Below are 19,791 nucleotides of genomic sequence, written 5' to 3'. Positions count from 1 at the left end.
CACAATTGTATCAAAATCACGCTCACCTGCTGTGATAGCTGCTCCGATAGCAATATACTCCGCACAGGAGCCATGGATACCGTCANCAAAAGAAAAACCACCTTATCATTAGGGGGTTAATTCTGAACTATCGTACCCAATTGACACCAAGGTACACCTTGCCATTTTTGCAGCGGATAGCCCCACCTACTGTGTGGTTATAAACCCCGTCGTCAAAGTTTCGTTCTAATACATCTAGTGCCATTGAAATAAGTTCATGGTCACTCTGTGTTAAGCTATAGGTTTTCATGTTGTAACTCCTATTTTCAATATTTGGTACTATTAGAAATTCGTGTAGTTATTATAGATTTCCTTTTTAAGTTTGCTGCCCGTTAGTTGAGAAACGGCAGCCGATTGTTCTAGCCGGCTGCCGTCATGTATCTATTGAGCTAATGTACACGAAAGCTTAGTGGAGCTGTCAGCGTCGTTCCGCGGCAGCTCCGTAGAATAAGTGTATTCAACTCTTGTAATCCGGTAACGCAAAGACAAATGATGCGGGTTTCCTTCGTTCCAGTTCGAGCAAGGCGTCCGACTGATCCCCTGCGGGTCGGTTGTCGAAATCGCTTGATGGCTATTTAAAATGGCTTAACGACCATAAGTACTGTTATGGCGAGCATCAGCAGCTGTGCCGTCGACTCGAGCGGCGCGATCTTTTTCATCGCCCGTGTGAACTCGGCAGGAACTTCATCCTCTTGGCCTTGACTTTCAGATACGATCTGCATGATCTTTTTCATACGCGGCTCGATCAATCCGCCGATCGTCACGACCATGAGCAGCGTTAAAAGGATGGATAGATTCAGCCACATTTGGGATAAACCCATTTTGGTTATGATCATAAGCCAAATACCGGTAATAATAAGTACGGCTCCGCCAATTTTAGGCAGTATGGCAAGCTTGGTCGTTATACTGAAAGCAAAGAGCAGTTGGCCGGCGGTTTTGGCGGATCTTCGAATTACGGGCACCACGAAAGCGGGACCGATTACGGCAATCGTAGCCAATATATGCAAAACGAGAAGCAATCCTAACAAACCTATCATCTCCTTCCCTCTCCTCAGCGCACCGAAATATCGCTTCGGTAGGCGAGACCGACCCTTTTCCTTTTAAATGGCCCTGAAAGCTCGATATGGTTCAGCATGCAATTCGCAACATCCTCATAAGCGACATCCAGCTCTTGAAGCCGGCTGAACAAGTAACCGGCAATATCGGCCTCGGAAAATTCCTTTATCGTTTCCGGAATTGACACGGGCAAGGTTTCCGATGTCATATGCAAACGAACCGGCGCCGGAAGTTCAATCGAATTAACCATCGTTCCCGGGCACATAACGGACCAATCGAGCTGAGTCTGCCGTAGCCGTTCAAGATTCCGGTTGTGATTTTTATACATGGGCGGGAAGCCAGGTAAATTGTTACAAATGAGATCGGTATATGGAATATCTAGCAGGCCGGCGCCTCCCATTAACCATACCCGTCCAGAGAAGCTGGGGTGGGTTTCACATTGGCTTACAATGTTATCGACGATACGAACGAACTCTTCTCCCTGGCCTGCATGGCCGGCTGCAATAATAGCTACGTCTTGATGCGAGAGCGCCTCGTAGACGCTTACCGGGTCCATGATATCCCGCACAATCACCTTCACATGCTGTGCGGTATCCTCGCCTTGCTGTTCATAAAGCTTCTCAGGACTTCGCACAAATGCGGTCATTTCGTGTCCAATCTTAACCCCTTGAGTCAGCACTCTTCTTCCCGTATTTCCCGTTGCCCCGAAAACAATGATTTTCATCGACCTTTCCTCCTTCTAAATATGGTTCTCAACATCTCTGAATTGACTCAAGCTTAGCATCGTTCTAAAATCTTGTTAAGAACCCACTTTAATGTAGGGTGCTCACTTTAAAGTAAGCATAGGCAGGAGGGATATCATGTTTGTCCGCGCGGAGGCCGGGGAGGAAAGGAAATGCCCTATCGAGACGGTGATTCAAGTAGTAGGCGGCAAATGGAAGCCTTTGATCTTATGGCATTTGTTGGACTCCACCAAGAGGTTCAGCGAGCTGGAGAAGCTTATTCCCGAGGTAACCCAGAAGATGCTGACGCAGCATCTTCGGGAACTGGAAAATGACAGGTTGGTGACACGTACGATTTATCCTTCCGTCCCTCCTAAAGTGGAATACGCGCTAAGTGATTATGGAAAGACGCTGATCCCGGTTTTGGAAGTCATGTGCAAGTGGGGCGAAAATCATAATGAGCCAAGCTTGAAGCGGGCTGCCTGGGTAACCGCAAATCCGTAGGACTGTAGATTTAACATAAATGATTAAGTTTTTGACAATCATTTGGTTCTGGCAAAACAATTTTATGAGTTAAGTCATACTTGCTTTACTATCCCGCTAAAATAAATCCAGGATGCTTGATGCTAAAAGGCCCCGATCTAAAATTCCTCGGTGGCCTTTGCTTTTTTTGTTCAACTATCGTACCCGTTAGTGAAGTGACACGAACTGAGCGTAAACAGTCTCAACGATATCAAGAAGTTCTTTACGTAACCCTTCTCCTTCGATCTTTAAAATTATCTGGCGTGCGGTTTCAATATTCATGATTACACGTCCAGTTGTCTCAAAGCCTTCTGGCATTTCTACATACTCCTTAACTTTAGCTAAAACGAAAACAGTATATGTATCCGTACTTTCCCAATACCACGATGCAATAGGCATCCTATATGGCTTTAAAATAAGACCAGCTTCTTCGATTGTCTCACGATCAAGTGCAGATTCTAGGTCCTCGTTATTTTCTATTCTACCGCCAACCGTAGTAAGATTTTTTTCGTTTTTATCCCAAACCATTATAAGTGACCCGTCATCTGTTATGGGTATGCTGTGAATACCCGCAATTCGCTTATCAGTAGGAAATACTCCAACTAAAGGTTTCAGCATATATACCCTCCAATTAATAAAACGTCATATCATATCATATAAGTATAAATAATTCCAGACCAATACCATATAATCCTGCCAGTTAGTTGAGAAAACGGCAGCCATTTCACCGGCTGCCGTCATGTATTTATTGTGCTATCGTACCCGGTTAGCTTAATCATTCATTGTGTTATCAATCTACTTAGTTCTTGCTTAGCAACTTCTTCAACCCAAGCAACAAGTTTGGACAATCATTAATTCTGTATATTGTATATTCTGGATAACCATCAAGAGGTGTAATGTGCTCAAAACAATGGTCATGAGCAAGCATTATTATTGATGAGTTATTCTTATGGTATAGTTTCATATTGCCGTTAACCTCAAAGGCGAAGGGTATGTAGTCGTTAGGATTGATATAGCTTTCGAACTCTTCATCATTACTTACATCTGCGACGTACGGCGGTTTTTTTTATTTTATTCAATCCTGCCGATACTCGAGAATATCTCCAGGCTGGCAATCGAGTGCTTTGCAGATCGCTTCGAGTGTTGAGATTCGAATGGCTTTCGCTTTTCCGTTTTTAAGTATCGACAGGTTCGCCATTGTAATGCCGACTTTCTCCGATAGCTCAGTAACGCTCATTTTCCGCTTTGCAAGCATAACGTCAATGTTAACCACTATCATACGGTCAACTCCTGTTCTTCTTTGAGCTCGATCGCGTTTTTGAGCAGTTTCTCAAGAACTGCGGCAAATACTGCGATTACAACTGGCGCACAGGTTATAAATAGCCCGATGACCATGACGCCTGGTGCGTCTGCGCCGTCAGCGACAAAGTAGAAAAGCGGGAGATTACATGCAAACATGAGTGATACGACAACTGCCGCTCGCTTTATTTTCTTAAGCGCTAAAACAGAGGTTTGCGAAAAAGCGGTATTTGTATCGATGTACCTGAGAAGCTTAAATGCCTGAAGTAGCGTAAATGAATATGCAATAGACGCCGCATACGCAGCCAAAGCGGAAAGATAAACTTTAATATCCGGGAAATCCGGCATCATACTATACGCCATCGCAGGGAGTCCATAAAAACACATCACTAATGCAGGAATTGCCATAACAACCAGAACAACTTTTAAAAAGAGCGTCTCTTTTTTCATCTATTTCACCTCATTTTTGATCTTATCACTTCATTTATCGTTTTACAATAAAAATATATTGATTCCTTCGTTTTAGCCCAACAAGTTATTTATAAAGAAGAAGCCATACGGCTTATTTGTTTCTCCTTCAAATTTGATCCGAGATACGGACATATTAATGAACCCACTAATTGAAGTTATTCGCGAAAATAATTAAACTAATCTGCCCGTTACTTAAGCGAAAGGCTACCGATTGCCGGCAGCCATGTTTGAGCAAACGTACCCGTTAGTGTAATGGATGCGATCAGTTACTGTTCATTGTACTATTGCACTATAACCTGAGATAGTTATGATCCATCAATTTGTACAGCCCCTCTTCCCGATGACTTATCTTCCCAGCCGACAGGTTCCTCTGTCGAAAACTTTGTCCGATCCACCCCTATATCTATTTCGATGGATTGCATTTCTATACTGAAAGGGATTTGATTCTGGTCGTCTGTCAGCTGCAGTTTCAAGAGAATGCCCGTTTCTGAATCGATCCAATACTTGTATCCTGTCGCCTTAAATTTACTACCAATATAGTCCCCCAACGCTCCTTCAAGAATAACGGCATTTCGCCCCAAAAACGTCTCAGTTCCAGTTATCGAGTAGGTAGGTTGCAGCGTATCCGCATCAATCATCCAAAAGGTAAAGTTGGACGGCAGAATCACTTCCTTAGCAACTGACGTACGTGCCGGATCACCTCGACCCACCCAATTGTTATTCCCCCTTTCGTCTTTGTAATAACGCGGACCTTCCGGTTTAACTGGGGGCCCGCCGGATAAATGCCTTATATACTCTTTCTTCTGCGAGTCGAGCTGTAGAACATATTGTCCGTCACTGACCCACTCGGTATATTCGGAAGAATCAGTTTTTTTTACCCTCACGTAGCTTCCAGGCGAATCTCCCTCCGCAATTTCGAATTCGACTTCTTGCGTAACACCGTGTTCGAACTGCCTGTACGAACCTTTTACGGTATTAAAGTTATCGATGGAATTGAGCATTCTATCCTCAATGGTGGAATAAGATGGGTACTTATTATGCGATGATGGCTGCCTGGTAACTTCGAGAGGTCTAGAACCGTGTCCGGAAACGATGCTTCTGCCATCAGATTTACCTATTTCGAACTTTCCATACTGTTTATGTACGGTGAACAACCCTACTCCCGTTGCCAATATGATTACGCACGCAGCAATCGGTAAAAACGCTGGTCTTCGTCTCCGACCGCCTGAACGGCTTGCAATTCTCTTTTCGATTTCCAACAACTGCCGTTCTGTCGGTTTTCGTTCTCGACCGAACGGACCATCTTTTAATCGGTCATACCAAGGGTATTCATTCGGTTTCATAATCTGCTTCCTCCTTTAACATTTTCGACATTTTCAGCCGCGCTCGATGGATTCGAGATTTTACTGCACCCTCGCCGATACCCAACAAATGCGCGATCTCTTTCGTGGAGAGCTGATAGGCGGCATCCAATATCAAAACTTCGCGCCAAACCGGTTTCAGATGCAATACCCGTTCCCAAATCTGATCACTTAGATCGTTCTTGAAAAACTGCTCCTCAGCGGATGGGGATGTCTGATTCGGCGCAACTAAACCGATCAAGGTAACCTTTTTAAAAAAAGCGGCTTTTTTATAATTAAAAGAAATATTTCGTGTGATTTTTAACAACCATGTCTTCACAGTAGATTGACCGCGAAACGTTGAGAGATGTTTATATGCCTGAAAAAAAACATCCTGCGCGATATCATCGCACCACTCATAATGCTTAGTGATAAAAAAAGCGTAATTCCACACGTCCTTCCAATATCGTTCCACAATACGCCGATAATTGCTGTAGTCTAATTGGTTTATGTACCGCAAGTATCCTTCTTCCAAATTTAGTTCACCTCTACCAAATAGACAACTCTGATTAGAAAAAGTTTCAGTTTATCGATGACATCGTCTGTTTGCAATTTGTTGGTTATTCTCCTTTACATTAGAAAAGCTGCGGATCACATTGGATTCGCAGCCTTCTAATCCCACCAAAGTTATAGTTTTTTGAATTCTTTATTTCATCTATTAGTAATGAAATACTCCTTGCTCGTATTCGCGATATCTTTCAACTATGCTGCCCGTTAGTTTAGCGATCATCCTAAAATTATACAACCTACATTTATCAAAATTATGGGCAATCGAACTATATTCTTGTCACAAATCGGACTATATTCTTGTCATCCGACATCTTTCCATGGTGAGATGTTTGTTCTAAACATACAAAACAAGCCGAAAAGTCCGTCAACCTCAAACTTCGGCTTGTTTTATTATAGTTATAATTGAACACGGTGTTATCGTTCGCTTACCCTCCCATTTCCGCGAGATATTTGGCGGTGCGGATCATTTGGCTGGTAAAGGAGTTTTCGTTATCATACCATGCCGCTATTTTCACCAGGGTATCTGTTCCTAGCTCCGATACCTTTGTTTGGGTAGCATCGAACAAACCACCGTAAGTCATGCCGATAATATCGGACGAAACAAGCTCTTCTTCTGTATACCCGTATTGATCCGATTGGGATTGCTTCATCTTCTCGTTGACCTGTTCCGCGGTCACGGAACCGCTCACAACTGCTGTCAATTCTGTTAGTGAGCCGGCCATAACCGGCACTCTTTGGGACGTACCATCCAGTTTGCCATCCAAGGACGGGATGACGAGCCCTATTGCTTTTGCTGCCCCGGTTGACGTTGGGATGATGTTGCCGGCCGCAGAGCGTGCCCGTCTCAAGTCGCCTTTGGCGTGTGGGCCATCAAGGGTATTCTGGTCGTTTGTATAAGCGTGTATCGTTGTCATAAATCCTTTTTTTATCGGCGCAAGCTCGTTCAAGTAATAGGCCATTGGAGCCAGGCAGTTGGTAGTGCAGGACGCGGACGAAACAATAGTGTCTTCTTTCGTTAGCGTTTTTTCATTAACACCATATACGATGGTGGGAACATCTTTCCCAGCGGTGGTTGAGATAACCACTTTTTTTGCACCCGCGTCAATATGCGCTACCGACGCTTTTTTTGATGCGAAAAAGCCTGTACACTCCAGAACCACATCAACTTGCAATTGTTTCCACGGTAGTTTGCTGGGGTCTTTTTCATCATAAATCGGAATATCCACGCCGTTCACGATCAAGCTGTTATCGCTGTAACCAATCTTTTCTTCATAACGTCGCTGCGTTGTGTCGTGCTTTAGCAAATGCGCAAGCATCTTCGGACTTGTCAGGTCATTGATGGCGACAATCCGATATCCTTCTGCACCAAAAAGCTGCCGAAAGGCAAGCCTGCCAATTCTGCCGAAACCATTTATCGAAATGTTGATTGCCATAATATTAACCACCTTTCATTGTCTTTGTTGCTAGTATATCGCTCGAATCTTTATGGTACACTGTTAGAAGTGAAGCAATTGACTATACTATTTGTCAGGAGAGGACCATGCCGCAAATTGACCGTCACAAAGACAGAACGGTAAATATTGAATTTGTTGCTGCCGAGGATTTTAACTGTCTTCCCTATCTGGAGCGGCTTACTTTAATCTTTGTTACGTCCGGCAGCATCAACGGGATACTCAACGATCGGCCGATAGCGGTTTCAGCACCCGGCGTTCTCTGCTTGTCCGAAGATGATACGATACAAATATTTGAGAAGCAAAACGCCTCTGCGCAATCATTCCGTTATCATCCCGATTTTCTAACTACCATCCCGGTTACGGAAACGGAGGACTACTTTCCAGGCCATCTGAAAATACAAGCAGGGATTTCGCTTTTTCAGAGCAATCCGACACGCATTGGAGTTCCTGTTGTTACCGAGAAAGCTTATCCGCAGTTATTTGAGTGGTTTTTTGTGCTTGGAACCGAAGTTTTTGCACAAAGCGATGCACGCTGGGTATGCAGAATCAAAAAATATCTCATCCAGATATTGGGCTTGCTTGAGGATTTGAACCGCCAAAGCGAACAATCCCCTGTTGATTTAGTGCTGGAATATATTCACACGAACTATTCCGATAAAGTATCCTTGGAAGATTTAACGAAATGCGCACACTTGAATCGTGTGTCGCTTAATAAGATGTTTCAGGAAAGATGCGGATGTACAGCAATGGGATATTTGCTGTCGCACCGCTTGAAAGTTGCGGGAGATCTTCTCACTCATACAGGTATGAGCTTGAACGAAATTGCGCATGCCACCGGGTTTGAGTATGACACTTACTTCATCAAACAATTTACGGCTAAGAGAGGAATGTCTCCAACCGTATATCGGAATACCTCCCGCCAGTTCGCTACTGCTCAATAAGGGCTTGATTTTTCATCAAATTATTATTTTACGTAAATAAAACCGGCCACCTTTACGGTAGTCGGTTATTGTCGGCTGACAGAACTTGATGTCATAAATGACAAGAACTTTATCCCATTCCCGTCCGTTTCAGATACCAGAATAAAAAAATCGCCTCACTTGACAATATCTTTTAATGATTATTATATAGTCAACCTTGATACATATTTATCAACGTAATCTCGCGTACAAAAAAAACGGTCGCACTGAATGTATAATATCCCTTTTCACTCCACAAACTAGGCTTACAACACAGAAAAGGAGTGGAAATATCATGGCAAACAGCACATTGGCAGTACCGCAAGCAAAAGCTGCATTGGATCAACTGAAATTCGAAGTTGCGTCAGAGTTAGGTATTCAGCTTCAAGCATACAACGGAAATCTTGCTACACGCGATGCAGGATCCATTGGTGGCAATATCACTCGTAGACTGGTGCAAATCGCTGAGCAACAACTTTCAGGCTCCGCAGCAGGTTTTAGACGCTAATTTAATGGTATTTGCAAGCAATCAAAAAAGACTGCTTTCACCTTGTTCCTCCTCCTGGTGATTACGGTCTTTTTGTCATTTCAAAGCCGAGCGGCTGGCAGCATCGCCACTCCTATCGTCGGTATTGTCCAGAGAAAAAATAGTATTAGACAGGGAAAATAAAGTTTTAGACTGGAGACAGGTATTACACGATCTGGGCAGATTAGTTAAAAGTGCGATGAGGGTAACCCCCATTATGCGGTAATATTGTTATCAAGGAGGGATTCCGTACGAAACAGTCGAATCTGAGAACATATTATGAAACAGTGCTTCAATAAAGGAGTTGATAAAATGAATGAAAATAAAGGTAGAGAAATAAAACGTTCTTCAAAAGCAGAAAACATTCTACCTCAGATCAATAGTAAGACTAAGCTAGGAGACTTACGAAAAATCGCAAAGGACATTAAAAAAGATCACGAACTAGCTATGGAACTTTGGTCAACCGAAGAGTTTTTGCCCAGACTATTAGCAATCTTAATTATGGATAAAAAACTTCTTTCACAAGAAGTGCTAAATAAGCTTGATAAGGATATGCAGACGCACACTTTTGATGAGCGAAATAACTTAATGGATTGGCTAATGGCTAATCAGCTCACCAAAGACAAGAAGACAATTGCATTGATGGAGTCATGGGAAAATAGCCCTTCTACTCTTCAAAGGCGAGCTTTCTGGTATTATCAAGCGCGATTGAGATGGACTGGACAAACACCGCCTGATAACACCGCAGACTTACTATCTACATTAGAAGCTAATATTACGCAGGAAGAACCGGAAGTTCAATGGGCCATGAATTTCACCGCAGGCTGGATAGGCGTTTATGATGAAAAGAATCGTGCACGTTGTATTAAACTTGGTGAGAAAACGGGTCTTTACAAAGATGAAATAGTAGCAAAAGGATGTACTCCAAGCTATTTACCGGAGTTCATTACGATTGAAGTTAACAAACATTAGTTCAATGAAAAAGCGACAGTCTAGGACTTTATTTTCTTGTCCATGCCTTTCGCTTCTTCGATTTCAAGGGTCAGTCTAATACTTATTTTACTGCCCGTGGTTAAAAAGCCATTGCGAATGCGCAATGGCCTTTCAATCAACTGGCCATGACTCGTAATTATCGTTTTTTGGCGCCAATCAATTGTCATAATTTCATGAGAATCCCATACACTTGAATAAAGAATCTGCAATAGGCGATGGAGTTCGCCATAGCCTCGAAACAGGATAAAGACCCCTACCAACGTATATTTTATGCGGTGGTAGGAGTCTTTTTTGGGCTGCCCTATTATCGCAGAAGAAGACGTCGTGATCGGAACAATGGATTGCTTGACAATAGCGAGCCTTTCACTAGCTATGAAGATGGACGATATGTCTAATCAAATCGTTAAGGAGTGACCGCAGTGCCGATTACGAAAAATATTGAATGCATCGAGGCGCCGTCCCACGCTCACTACGCGTTAGTCCGGTCCTCGGCTGCGCTGGGCCATTGGCATTGGATCGGCTTTTTCACGTATCCAGTCAACGGCGGCGACACCGACAGCCACATTCATGATTTCCAGGGAGTGAGCCGGGTGGCCGACTACCAGGGCATTTCCCATTTTCATCGGTTTACAGGCGAAACCGGGCAGGCTATTCCCCTCTCGGGCGGCGGACATTACCATATGTTCGATGCCGCGACCGATAACGAGCCGTTCCAATTCAAAGGAGGCGCGTACAAAACCGTATTATCCATTCCGCGCCACATCCACGCTTTTACAGGGGCGACAGGTTCCGGGTTGGGCTACGATATCGCGTTTTAGATAGACTCCTTGAATTTGTTTTTGTCGGATGACAAGAACAATTAACTTTTGCCATAATATCCAGCACACTTGCCTGATGTTGAACTTGTAGCATTCGAATTTCCAACTTCATCGCTCCTTCCACTGTTCGCTTACTTTGAAAATAAAAAAAGTACTTGATCATTGATCAAATACTTTGCCCTGGCGTACGGCGCTTTGTCATATACACTCCCTCGTGATTATCCACGTTTACGTCAGTTGCGCATACAAGATATTTACAGTTATTATACACACAATGTTTGCTTTCATCGCCATTTCTTTATATCCCACTACATATGATCTACCCTGCCGTTTCTTCAATGAAAAAAGAGGAGATGCATCGCTTCAAGCTCCTCAACCATCGTACCCGTTAGCGCAACGATTTATTTTCATCAATACAATCGTAAGCATCTCCAAGTGATTCAAACTCTTCTTTCAGCCAGTACCACCGTTCACCGTTATTCTGAAACAATTGATTCAATAACTCAGTAAATGATTTAGCAATTATAGGACATTCTCCTACAACTCCATGTCGGTCCCTCACGCCAAGTTTTTGCAAATCACCCATTACGAATCACAAACTCCTGTAATCAATTTCTATCTCCTCTTTTGTTCCCGTTTTGAAAAAACGTATCTTTCCTTTATCCTTTACAACATATAAATCCGTTCCAACTGGCATATTATATATCATAAGTATAGAGGGATCGATGTTAGCAAGTGTATTGAAATCTAAAAAAACATTATTATCGGCTATATTTATATATGATTCGCTATCAGATTTACCGATGAAGCGCCAACCATTATCCTCAGGGGCTACAGATTTTACTCTAAAGCACCATTTAATTGGAGTTTTTCCATTGAAAATACTTTTTGTGCATATGCATCCACCAGCATTCTCTATGAAAATAATTGGCTTTTTGATGCCTTTCCTTAATTTCCAAGCGTTCCAAAAATTCCAAAGCATAAATTTCCTCCGTTCCAACCAGAGAGTGAAAGTTAATCCGTTCCTTCATAGTAGTTGAGAAACGACAGCCATTTTTCTTGATACCTTAATCCGCGTATAATCCATTTAAGAATGTGTTGAAATCCGGAGCTAGTTCAATAATCTGTTCAGATTCCACATCGATGTAAATAACAGGAGGCTCTTCTTTTGTATTTCTGTAATCAAATGCAACCCACGAATGTCCATCTCCGGAGAATAACACAATGCTTTCCGGCAATCCCCATTCTTCTATTAAATATTTGCTTTTTAAAATACCGTCTTGTTCACCTATTCCCATAATATGGTCAACATCAATATGGTCTTCAGCCCATGAGGTTGGAATAGTAGAGGGGAATGAGTCATAAATTATGTATCCGCCATTCTGTTCTTTCAGTAGATTGATATAAGATTCAGGCAGCTTTACCTTAAGGTTTTCTTCAGCTTCTTCTACTGCTTTATCCGTTAAGGGTTTTAACTTAAAGTACTCATTGTCTTTTCGCCATATAGTTTTCATCATTGAATGTCTCCCTATAAAATGTTATAAAACGACTTCCATCAATTAATCTAAAGTACGTTTTCGGAACTGAGAAGAGTTAAAAGGTTTCGCCGATCGGGAGGGTATTTTTACACGGTGTTTTAAGGCCGTCCCCTCCTGAAATGCTTAAGGTTGAGTAAAAACGCGAGTCAGTAAAAATTGTCATCAATATTAGAGATACTAAGAAATTTTTCTGCGATCGCGATAATTTAATGAGCGAATAGTATCGACTCTTTCAAAGTCGTCAATATGTTTATGAACCGATTATTACACTTACATACCGAAAATTCCAAGAGCCGAAAGGCTCTTTTTTCCAAAGCCTAAAAAACTTTCCTTGATCTTGCTGTGGTTCCCTTTGTTATTCTGCTGCTGGACGCTCTGCCTAAAAGGCAAGCCCTTCGGCCTCGAGCCGCCCGTTCCGCGCTGTTCGCACCATCCTCCATTTCCACCATCCGACAATTACTTAACAATAATTTTTCCATTTGCTAATCAATGAGTCACTGTCTTAGGGTTGACGCTGTTCTCGTCGTTCTGCCGCATGATCTTTCCATGGTGAGCTGTTTGTTCTAAAACATACAAAACAAGCCGAAAAGTCCGTCAACCTCCAACTTCGGCTTGTTTTATTATAGTTATAATTGAACACGGTGTTATCGTTTGCTTACCATCCCAATTCCGCGAGATATTTGGCGGTGCGGAATCATTTGGCTTGTAAAGGAGTTTTCGTTTTCATACCATGCCGCTATTTTCACCAGGGTATTGTTAGTGAGCCGGCCATAACCGGCACTCTTTGGGACGTACTATCCAGTTTGCCATCCAAGGACGGGATGACGAGCCCTATTGCTTTTGCAGCCCAGGTTGACGTTGGGATGATGTTGCTGGCAGTAGAGCGTGCCCGTCTTAAGTCGCCTTTGGCGTGTGGGCCATCAAGGGTATTCTGGTCGTTCGCACAGCGAGGCTACTGATCAATGCCGGAAGCCTCGTCTAAGTTGATTATTGAACTAGCGTACCCGTTTAGTTAAGCGAAATATCTCAAAGCAGTCCGGCTAAGCGTATTGAAGTACCCACTCTTTTATACGGGAAGCAACTTCGGTCACATTGCTGTTTGTTGTATCTACAGTAGGCATGGGTGGAGAATACGCGGTGTCTGCATTATCGATCAGCCATTTTGCAAAGTTTTTATAGTCATGAATCTTATTTTCTGGCCAATCCCTTGCACGCAGTCTCTGTTCTCTTGCATCGTTAGGCCAATTTCGTTCCATATATACTCCACCTTTTGAAGTAGTGTTTACATTTTTTCTATTTTATTTTCCACGAAATTAACTCAAGTCAACAAGGTAGAGTTTCAATGAAGTCAATATTTAGTATATGAGGAAGATTCCATTTAATTGTCCGTGTTAAGGCTGCCGATAAATGCCGGCAGCCTCGTCTTAATTGATTATTGAGCTCTCGTACACGTTAACGTAATGAGGTTATCCACGAACATTCCTACTTCTCGTTTATCCGTCCCGGGCTCTCGCCGTCTGGCCGGACACGAAATATAACAGCCCGCCCGCCATCCAGAACGGCTCCCAGAAGAGGAGCCGCCACCAAGCTGAGTAAGGGTCTACCGGCAAGCTCAGCATGCGAACCAGCGCGAGCAGCACCGCCGCGAAGTTGAGCAGCCCGTATAGGAAAAGAAAAACTCCGCCGATCATGACGGCGAAGCGGAGCGCTGTACGGATGAGCCCGCTGTTCCAACGGATCGTCAGAGCAAGCAATACGAGCGCACCGGCAACCTTGGCCGCCCCTGTTATCCATACGATGAGAATGAAGGCTTCGTCGCGCAAGACGGCTTGCCGCGAAATTTCTGGCCCGAGCGTGTCGACCCCGAGCTTGCCGCCGCCCGCCCAATAAAAGCTCATGCAGGCGAATAACAAAGACCAGACGGCCCCGCAAGCGATAGGCCATCGTTTTCGTCGAGCGAGCATGGCGGCACCACCTTTGGTATGTACTTTTGAACTATCCTGCCCGTTCTTCAACGGACAACGGCAGCCGATCGTGTGCCGACTGCCGTCATGTCGTTATTGAATTATCGTACCTGTTAGCCATCCATGCTGCACAAAGCGCAGCACCACAGAGAGTGAAAGTTAATCCGATCTTTCATTGTAGCTTAACAATGAGTTTGTGTTAAATTTTATCTGAATCAGGGTGAAGATTATTTTCGATTACTAAGAAATGATTGAAAATACCTATTACACTTATTTTATTGTCCTCGTCCCCGAAAATATAAGAATCCGCTATCAAGTATTCGTGAAGTGATTTAATTATCATCTAATGAACTGGAGCAGGTCGCCGAGGCGCCTGCTCCATCATTTCACTATCGTACCCGTTAGTTGAGCATTCGCCACACATACTGAAGTAATTTTGACTTACAAAAGAAATCATGAGCAAGCACCTAGTCACTTCTGCCCTTAATCAATTTTGTATATAGAAGTGTAGTGTCCAAAGAAAATAAAGTTTTAAATCTTTGTGGGATTTCTATTACTAATGAATTTTTGTTCCTTGATTTCTTCAAATCTTTCTTCAAGTAATGGAATAAACATAACAGCATCAAAATCTTGAAAGCGGTCTTTGTATTTTAAGATAATCTCTTTAAAATATAGAAAAATATCATCGCAAAGCGTTTTTCTAGTTTCATCTTCTGATAAAGTTTCATACTTATTTAAAACAAGCATTTGGTCTATTATAAGTTTATCATCCTTTTTAATATATCTTGCAAACGACTTTAAATTACCCACTTCAATATATCTTAGAAGATAAAATCTAAGAATAGTACCCAATGTAATATGACTGTATTGTGCATTGATCTTCCTTAATTTGGGGGCAATTGAATCTTGCCAAACATAATCATTTAAGGCATCGGTAATATACTGTAACACCTTATTATTTATATCAGCTTTTTCTACAGTTTCTCCCCCATAAGAATCAGATGTAATCTTAAAAAAAATACCCATAATGATCTCCTCGCCTAATATAAATTAAATGTCCATGAGTAAATCCACGTAGGATCAACAGATCCAGTTTAAAACTTTATTTTCTTCGGACAGCAGTTTATGAAAATGTTAAATTAATTTACAGAACTTCTTTAGATTCTGTTTCAAAGCAGACTTAGCTTTAGCATTCATATCATATCCCCGTCCAATAAAATGACTAACCGTTTTCCACTCTTGTTATTATCCTAATTGGATTGTACCACATTTTTTAAGAAAGTAGAGTAAAGGGCTGGGGATCCCAGCCCCTCCTCATCAAACCGTACGTGCAGTTTTCCCGCATGCGGCTTTCGACGTTCTTCATCCAGGGCAGTACGGTTTTTCCATGTGCATAATGTTTTCAGTCCTGTACGTTGAAGCAGAACATGCATCTCTGACCAATTCTGCTTGTGCTTTCTGCGTTTGTTATTCCAGAACAGTCTCAATCTCCTCAGAATATACCAGTCCACTTTAGAAAGGAAACAGTTTGCCATACATTCTACTGGATGATCTGGACTTCTACGCTTTACCACATATGTGATACGGTTCTCCGCACTGTCTATAACGGCAAGTTTTAGGGCCATCCCACAAAGGATGGCCCTATCATTGAACCAAAATGAAATCAATTTGTTCGGCTCAGTTATGATAGCTCCAGGCATTTAAGCGGTTACCATCAGGATCGTAGAAATGGAAGCATTTTAACCGATCCCCGACGATCTCGCTTGTTTCGATTCCCCGTTCTATCAACCAGCGACGTGTCTCGACCAAATCGCTTCTTTTCTTGATTTGCAAATAGAGCCGCGCGCTTGGGTTTGTCCGATGCGGTGTGACCCGGCGGGAACTTTCTGCAGCCATACGAAGTCCCACTTATACCTTTCATCGCGCATAAGGGCAAAGCCCTGATCCATGTAGTTTTTTTTGCCCGGCTTCAAGCCGAGCGTCTTCTCATACCATTCCTGTGATGCCGCTAGATCGGTCACCCCAAGCCACAATGGTTTTAAGCCGTAACATAATACTCTAGACTCGGGATGTTTGCCTTCGAGCTTGCGATCCTCAGTCAAGGTCAGTTTGGCTCCGCCAAAGGCGACGATATCCGCGGCCAATGTACCACGCTTCCTGATGAATCCAAGAGCTATACACATTGGGAGTATGATTATGCCGGAGAAGCGGGCAAGCCTAGATTTGCTTTTGTTGTCACAGATGAAGCATTAAGACAAAAGTCATACGACTTCGAAGCAATTGAATACTATCAGAAGTTTCAAGAGTTAAGCAATCGGTCTTGGAACAAATTCCTACCTATTATGTTGAAGATGTACGGCACATTAAAATGGTACTTCATGATCAATTACCGGAGTATGTTAGCCCCTCGCTTTTTTATTTTTGATTGAAAGGAACGGGATTTTTATCTTTTAAACTTGGATTTGGCCTAGCGTTTTGTTAAAGTGTCAGCACTTCCTCTTAACCGCTCTTCCAAAATCAAGCGCAGCTCATCAGGAATCCGTTCAAACTCGACCCCTTTCCCCAAAAACAAAAGCCAATCCGCATAATACTCTAGCGCCTCAACATCGGTCACATCCAGTTGATCATTGAAAATCCCACTCGACTGGAACATCCCTGTAAAGGACAAAATAATCCCCGGTGGGTGTAAGCGTTTAAAGCGCTGAACCCCAGTCGTATCAAGCTTTACAACCAGATTGGACTCACGTGCACCAAGCCGTTTTTTGCTTAAAATCTCTTGCTCAGACCGCTTCATCTCCTGCTCGGAAATTGCCGAATCCCGCAGCATCTCAACAGGCAAATAACGAAACTCATCGATATCAAGATCATAAACCTCGACCAGCCAATGAGCGTTTGAGTTAAAAATATGAATCAAAAAAACGTCCATCAACTGCGGCAAGCCGGGACTCGGCTCATAAATCAAGCGCAGGTGCTTATCCCGCGCAGCAAGCGAAATCAACTGGTTCAACTCCGCAGGCGCCGCATCATCGAGTTCCAAAAGATTCGGATTGGCAGGATTTGTATTTTCAAAAAGCAAGATATTATTCAGCTCGATCAGCTCGTCGTGCTGGGTTTGCGACGCGATGCCGATGAGTTTTTCAGTGATGGAGCGGCGATTTTGCAAAAAAGGAAGCTGCGAATTTTTCGAGGCGATAAAGCTGATAAATATCGCTTTCAGCTCTTCTGGCGTGAAACGGACGGCGGACAGATACTGATTTTGCAGGACATTGTAGCCACCCCCGCGCCCAAGCTCGGTCGTCAGCGGAAAACCCATCGCCTGTATCTCGTTAATGTCGCGGATCGCCGTCGCACGAGAAATCTTGAACTCCCGCTGAATCTCTGCAATCGTAAAGTGCGCGCGGTTATTGATGAAACGCATGATCAGGTTCACTCGTTCTGTCTTTTTCATGAATTTATTGTATCAGAAATGCAGCATCAGTACTGATTTTGATTCTGTTTTTACATTACTTTTTAATTTTCAATAAAAGTATCGTTTTTTGATACATTTATCGAATAATATCAATCTTGTAAAAATAAATCGACAAAGGAGAAATCAAAATGTCTAACTACTCCATCCAAACCATTTCAGAAAACTACAAAATGACTGCTTACGGTGTTTCACTTGAAGACTACAACGATTGGGCAGGTAATGCAGCAAAAACAGCAGCGAAAAAAGCTGAAATCACTGAAAACGGCAAGCTTGCCGATCTTCTCGCGCTCGCTGACGGGCAGGAATATCAAATCAACTACGTCATCGACGGCAAAGCCTGGCGCGGCTTCGGCGTGATGGGTGCATACGAAGTGGAAGGCGCGGTCATCCTCGACTTCCTCGCTGGGGACTACCTCGTGGTTCCTGGCAATGGCGCTGACAAAGACCGCCTTGCTGACGAAATAACAGGCAAAGTTTTCGGCGGCCTGCTACAAGAAATTACAGACTACAAATATGTTGGCCCTGGTAACTCAACCTTCGTAAAAGCAGCTGAAGACGGTAAATTCTACGGCGAAATGTGGCTTCGTGTAAAAAAAGTAGTAGGCTAATCTCAGTCAAAGGAGCACTCTCATGGCAAATTACACAGTTGAATATAAAAAATCATTTACATTGACCGCTTTTGGTTTTTCAATTCATTCCAATTTCCAAGACGTACCAGCTTTGCAAAAGGAAAAAGCAGAGTTTTGGGGAGGACTTAAGGCTGACGGGCGTTTTGATAAGCTTAAGGCGGCCGCAATAGATGATCGCGAATGGTCAGTCAACGAGGTTTATCAAGGCAGACCGTGGAATTATTTCGCGGTAGAAGCTAGCAAATCGGTGGCTGACGCAACACGCATCATCGAGTTTCCAGAGGGCGAGTACATCGTGCTTGCAGGAACCGGCGACAAGGAAACTTTGTTTGATCAGTTGACTTATCGTGCTTTTGGTGAAGTCTTGGCACAAATCACAGACTATGCTTACATCGGCGGTCCAAATGCGACTTATCGCAAAGAAAACGGTGACGGCACTTTCTACGGCGAATTTTGGGTCCCTGTGGTTAAAAAATAGTAGGATGGCAAGAAACTCACTGTAAACAACCTATTTCTCCAAAGATAACTCATTGCAAGCCAAGAAGGCTGCCCATGAACAGGGCGGCCTATTTACTATGGATACAATGTATTGAGTTATCGTAAGGCTTCATTGACGAGGATTGACGATAAAAGAACATAAAAATGAAGATCAGCCTTGCGCAGAGTTGACTCAGTTCTACTAATCTACCTGTTAGTTGAGAAAAGGCTGCATTTATGCCGGCAGGTGACACTCTCACATGTGCATTTGTCCAAACAATTATACAAGTTTAAAGCATACGATACATCACAATCAAATCTGAGTAAGGACAATGTATTAGTTGTCATATCCGATCGGAAGAGGTGGGGTTTGTGACTGTTTTGACTCGTAAAGTAAAGGGAACTTTCTCTCTGTTTGCAACAACGAGTGTTCGAAGAAATAACGTGGGGACACTCGGAGCAAGTAAGGTTTTCATTACAAATGCTGCAACGGGCGTACATGATACGCTACTTAGTGTTCAACTTGGTGGCTGTAATCTGATTACGATTAAAACCCAATCGGTATCCAGAAATACTAGCCGTCTGACAGCCTCTTTCGGTAAACAAATTCGCGGAATAACTAGTGCGAATTTGACCATTACCCAAAGAAATGGCAAGACATTCATCCAAGGACTCATCAACGGAAAGCGGATTGTACCCTTTACTTGCAGCTCAAGCTGTAGTTGCGGATTTCGCAAAACTGTGAAATTCCAGAACGGAACTACGCTTCGCGTTCGTATCGATAAACAATTGGAGCTGGCATTAAACCAGCTGCTTTTAAAGCTGGCTCGGGAAATCAGGCGATCCACACCTCACCGGGGTACTCCTAATTCGATATGTAGAGCTGCTTGTCAAGCCGCTGCACTAGCTTGCAGAGCTGCCTGTCTTCCCTTCTTTTTGCCTCCT

The 19,791-nt window shown here is 43.2% G+C and carries 23 protein-coding genes, 2 pseudogenes and 1 riboswitch; of the genes and pseudogenes, 8 read left to right on the top strand and 17 right to left on the bottom strand.

What is annotated here, in order from left to right:
* Positions 1 to 614: 614 nt before the first annotated feature.
* Positions 615 to 1,073, bottom strand: a complete 459-nt coding sequence (locus DQG23_RS36275) for a DUF2269 family protein (RefSeq protein ID WP_420330272.1) — start codon at positions 1,071 to 1,073, stop codon at positions 615 to 617.
* Between the two features lie 17 nt (positions 1,074 to 1,090).
* Positions 1,091 to 1,819, bottom strand: coding sequence for an NAD(P)-dependent oxidoreductase (locus DQG23_RS36270; protein ID WP_113035937.1), 729 nt, complete (start codon positions 1,817 to 1,819; stop codon positions 1,091 to 1,093).
* 136 nt (positions 1,820 to 1,955) lie between these two features.
* On the opposite strand from DQG23_RS36270, the gene DQG23_RS36265 reads away from it, so the two are divergent.
* A complete protein-coding gene (locus tag DQG23_RS36265) occupies positions 1,956 to 2,321 on the top strand; it encodes a winged helix-turn-helix transcriptional regulator (protein WP_113035936.1) in 366 nt (121 codons plus the stop codon).
* A gap of 186 nt (positions 2,322 to 2,507) precedes the next feature.
* On the opposite strand, the gene DQG23_RS36260 is transcribed toward DQG23_RS36265, so the two are convergent.
* The 6 genes from DQG23_RS36260 to gap all read right to left on the bottom strand — a co-directional run bounded on the left by DQG23_RS36260 (position 2,508) and on the right by gap (position 7,452).
* The gene (locus DQG23_RS36260; RefSeq protein ID WP_113035935.1) at positions 2,508 to 2,957 is read right to left on the bottom strand and encodes an NUDIX hydrolase; all 450 of its coding nucleotides are present in this window, start codon (positions 2,955 to 2,957) and stop codon (positions 2,508 to 2,510) included.
* A gap of 457 nt (positions 2,958 to 3,414) precedes the next feature.
* Positions 3,415 to 3,618, bottom strand: a complete 204-nt coding sequence (locus tag DQG23_RS36255) for a helix-turn-helix domain-containing protein (protein WP_113035934.1) — start codon at positions 3,616 to 3,618, stop codon at positions 3,415 to 3,417.
* Positions 3,615 to 4,088: a DUF2975 domain-containing protein gene (locus DQG23_RS36250; RefSeq protein ID WP_113035933.1), complete on the bottom strand. Its 474-nt coding sequence runs from the start codon at positions 4,086 to 4,088 to the stop codon at positions 3,615 to 3,617. Before DQG23_RS36250 ends, DQG23_RS36255 begins: the two co-directional genes overlap by 4 nt.
* A 326-nt stretch (positions 4,089 to 4,414) precedes the next feature.
* Entirely contained in the window at positions 4,415 to 5,452 is a 1,038-nt protein-coding gene (locus DQG23_RS36245; protein ID WP_113035932.1) for a LolA-like protein, read from the bottom strand.
* Positions 5,439 to 5,984: an RNA polymerase sigma factor gene (locus DQG23_RS36240; RefSeq protein WP_238178206.1), complete on the bottom strand. Its 546-nt coding sequence runs from the start codon at positions 5,982 to 5,984 to the stop codon at positions 5,439 to 5,441. Before DQG23_RS36240 ends, DQG23_RS36245 begins: the two co-directional genes overlap by 14 nt.
* Positions 5,985 to 6,444: 460 nt before the next feature.
* Positions 6,445 to 7,452 (bottom strand): type I glyceraldehyde-3-phosphate dehydrogenase, encoded by a 1,008-nt coding sequence (gene gap / locus DQG23_RS36235; RefSeq protein WP_113035931.1) that lies wholly within the window; start codon positions 7,450 to 7,452, stop codon positions 6,445 to 6,447.
* Positions 7,453 to 7,559: 107 nt separating this feature from the next.
* On the opposite strand from gap, the gene DQG23_RS36230 reads away from it, so the two are divergent.
* The 4 genes from DQG23_RS36230 to DQG23_RS36215 all read left to right on the top strand — a co-directional run bounded on the left by DQG23_RS36230 (position 7,560) and on the right by DQG23_RS36215 (position 10,769).
* Positions 7,560 to 8,414, top strand: coding sequence for a helix-turn-helix domain-containing protein (locus DQG23_RS36230; protein ID WP_113035930.1), 855 nt, complete (start codon positions 7,560 to 7,562; stop codon positions 8,412 to 8,414).
* A gap of 313 nt (positions 8,415 to 8,727) precedes the next feature.
* Positions 8,728 to 8,940: an alpha/beta-type small acid-soluble spore protein gene (locus DQG23_RS36225; protein WP_113035929.1), complete on the top strand. Its 213-nt coding sequence runs from the start codon at positions 8,728 to 8,730 to the stop codon at positions 8,938 to 8,940.
* Positions 8,941 to 9,270: 330 nt separating this feature from the next.
* A complete protein-coding gene (locus DQG23_RS36220) occupies positions 9,271 to 9,930 on the top strand; it encodes a DNA alkylation repair protein (protein WP_113035928.1) in 660 nt (219 codons plus the stop codon).
* Between the two features lie 440 nt (positions 9,931 to 10,370).
* Complete coding sequence (locus tag DQG23_RS36215; protein WP_238178205.1) at positions 10,371 to 10,769, top strand: YmaF family protein; 399 nt, start codon at positions 10,371 to 10,373, stop codon at positions 10,767 to 10,769.
* 170 nt (positions 10,770 to 10,939) lie between these two features.
* Positions 10,940 to 11,020: riboswitch (ZMP/ZTP riboswitch) on the bottom strand.
* A gap of 137 nt (positions 11,021 to 11,157) precedes the next feature.
* Here the strand turns inward: DQG23_RS36215 and DQG23_RS36210 are convergent.
* From DQG23_RS36210 to DQG23_RS42675, 8 genes and pseudogenes are all read right to left on the bottom strand, one after another.
* Positions 11,158 to 11,355 carry a hypothetical protein gene (locus DQG23_RS36210; protein ID WP_113035926.1) on the bottom strand — a complete coding sequence of 66 codons (198 nt, stop codon included), beginning with the start codon at positions 11,353 to 11,355 and terminating at the stop codon, positions 11,158 to 11,160.
* Between the two features lie 6 nt (positions 11,356 to 11,361).
* Complete coding sequence (locus DQG23_RS36205) at positions 11,362 to 11,751, bottom strand: immunity protein Imm33 domain-containing protein (RefSeq protein ID WP_113035925.1); 390 nt, start codon at positions 11,749 to 11,751, stop codon at positions 11,362 to 11,364.
* Positions 11,752 to 11,836: 85 nt separating this feature from the next.
* Positions 11,837 to 12,286 carry an SMI1/KNR4 family protein gene (locus DQG23_RS36200; RefSeq protein ID WP_113035924.1) on the bottom strand — a complete coding sequence of 150 codons (450 nt, stop codon included), beginning with the start codon at positions 12,284 to 12,286 and terminating at the stop codon, positions 11,837 to 11,839.
* 775 nt (positions 12,287 to 13,061) lie between these two features.
* Positions 13,062 to 13,244: pseudogene (locus DQG23_RS43900) on the bottom strand (type I glyceraldehyde-3-phosphate dehydrogenase); the annotation flags it as partial.
* 103 nt (positions 13,245 to 13,347) lie between these two features.
* Positions 13,348 to 13,563 (bottom strand): hypothetical protein, encoded by a 216-nt coding sequence (locus DQG23_RS36190; RefSeq protein ID WP_113035923.1) that lies wholly within the window; start codon positions 13,561 to 13,563, stop codon positions 13,348 to 13,350.
* Between the two features lie 237 nt (positions 13,564 to 13,800).
* Positions 13,801 to 14,271, bottom strand: coding sequence for a DUF3995 domain-containing protein (locus DQG23_RS36185; protein ID WP_113035922.1), 471 nt, complete (start codon positions 14,269 to 14,271; stop codon positions 13,801 to 13,803).
* A gap of 531 nt (positions 14,272 to 14,802) precedes the next feature.
* Positions 14,803 to 15,297, bottom strand: a complete 495-nt coding sequence (locus tag DQG23_RS36180) for a hypothetical protein (RefSeq protein WP_113035921.1) — start codon at positions 15,295 to 15,297, stop codon at positions 14,803 to 14,805.
* Positions 15,298 to 16,055: 758 nt separating this feature from the next.
* Entirely contained in the window at positions 16,056 to 16,415 is a 360-nt protein-coding gene (locus tag DQG23_RS42675) for a VOC family protein (RefSeq protein ID WP_192894681.1), read from the bottom strand.
* 6 nt (positions 16,416 to 16,421) lie between these two features.
* Here DQG23_RS42675 and DQG23_RS43285 point away from each other — a divergent pair.
* Positions 16,422 to 16,690: pseudogene (locus DQG23_RS43285) on the top strand (DUF4062 domain-containing protein); the annotation flags it as partial.
* Between the two features lie 48 nt (positions 16,691 to 16,738).
* Here DQG23_RS43285 and DQG23_RS36165 read toward each other — a convergent pair.
* Entirely contained in the window at positions 16,739 to 17,701 is a 963-nt protein-coding gene (locus DQG23_RS36165; protein ID WP_238178204.1) for a helix-turn-helix transcriptional regulator, read from the bottom strand.
* Positions 17,702 to 17,868: 167 nt separating this feature from the next.
* Here DQG23_RS36165 and DQG23_RS36160 point away from each other — a divergent pair, with 167 nt between their 5' ends.
* The gene (locus DQG23_RS36160) at positions 17,869 to 18,348 is read left to right on the top strand and encodes a hypothetical protein (RefSeq protein WP_113035919.1); all 480 of its coding nucleotides are present in this window, start codon (positions 17,869 to 17,871) and stop codon (positions 18,346 to 18,348) included.
* Between the two features lie 22 nt (positions 18,349 to 18,370).
* Positions 18,371 to 18,847: a GyrI-like domain-containing protein gene (locus DQG23_RS36155; protein ID WP_113035918.1), complete on the top strand. Its 477-nt coding sequence runs from the start codon at positions 18,371 to 18,373 to the stop codon at positions 18,845 to 18,847.
* Positions 18,848 to 19,791: the final 944 nt, after the last annotated feature.

Source organism: Paenibacillus contaminans (assembly GCF_003285015.1).
In the GTDB taxonomy this organism is placed as follows: Bacteria; Bacillota; Bacilli; order Paenibacillales; family NBRC-103111; genus Paenibacillus_V; species Paenibacillus_V contaminans.
This window is presented reverse-complemented; position numbering and strand designations above follow the sequence as displayed.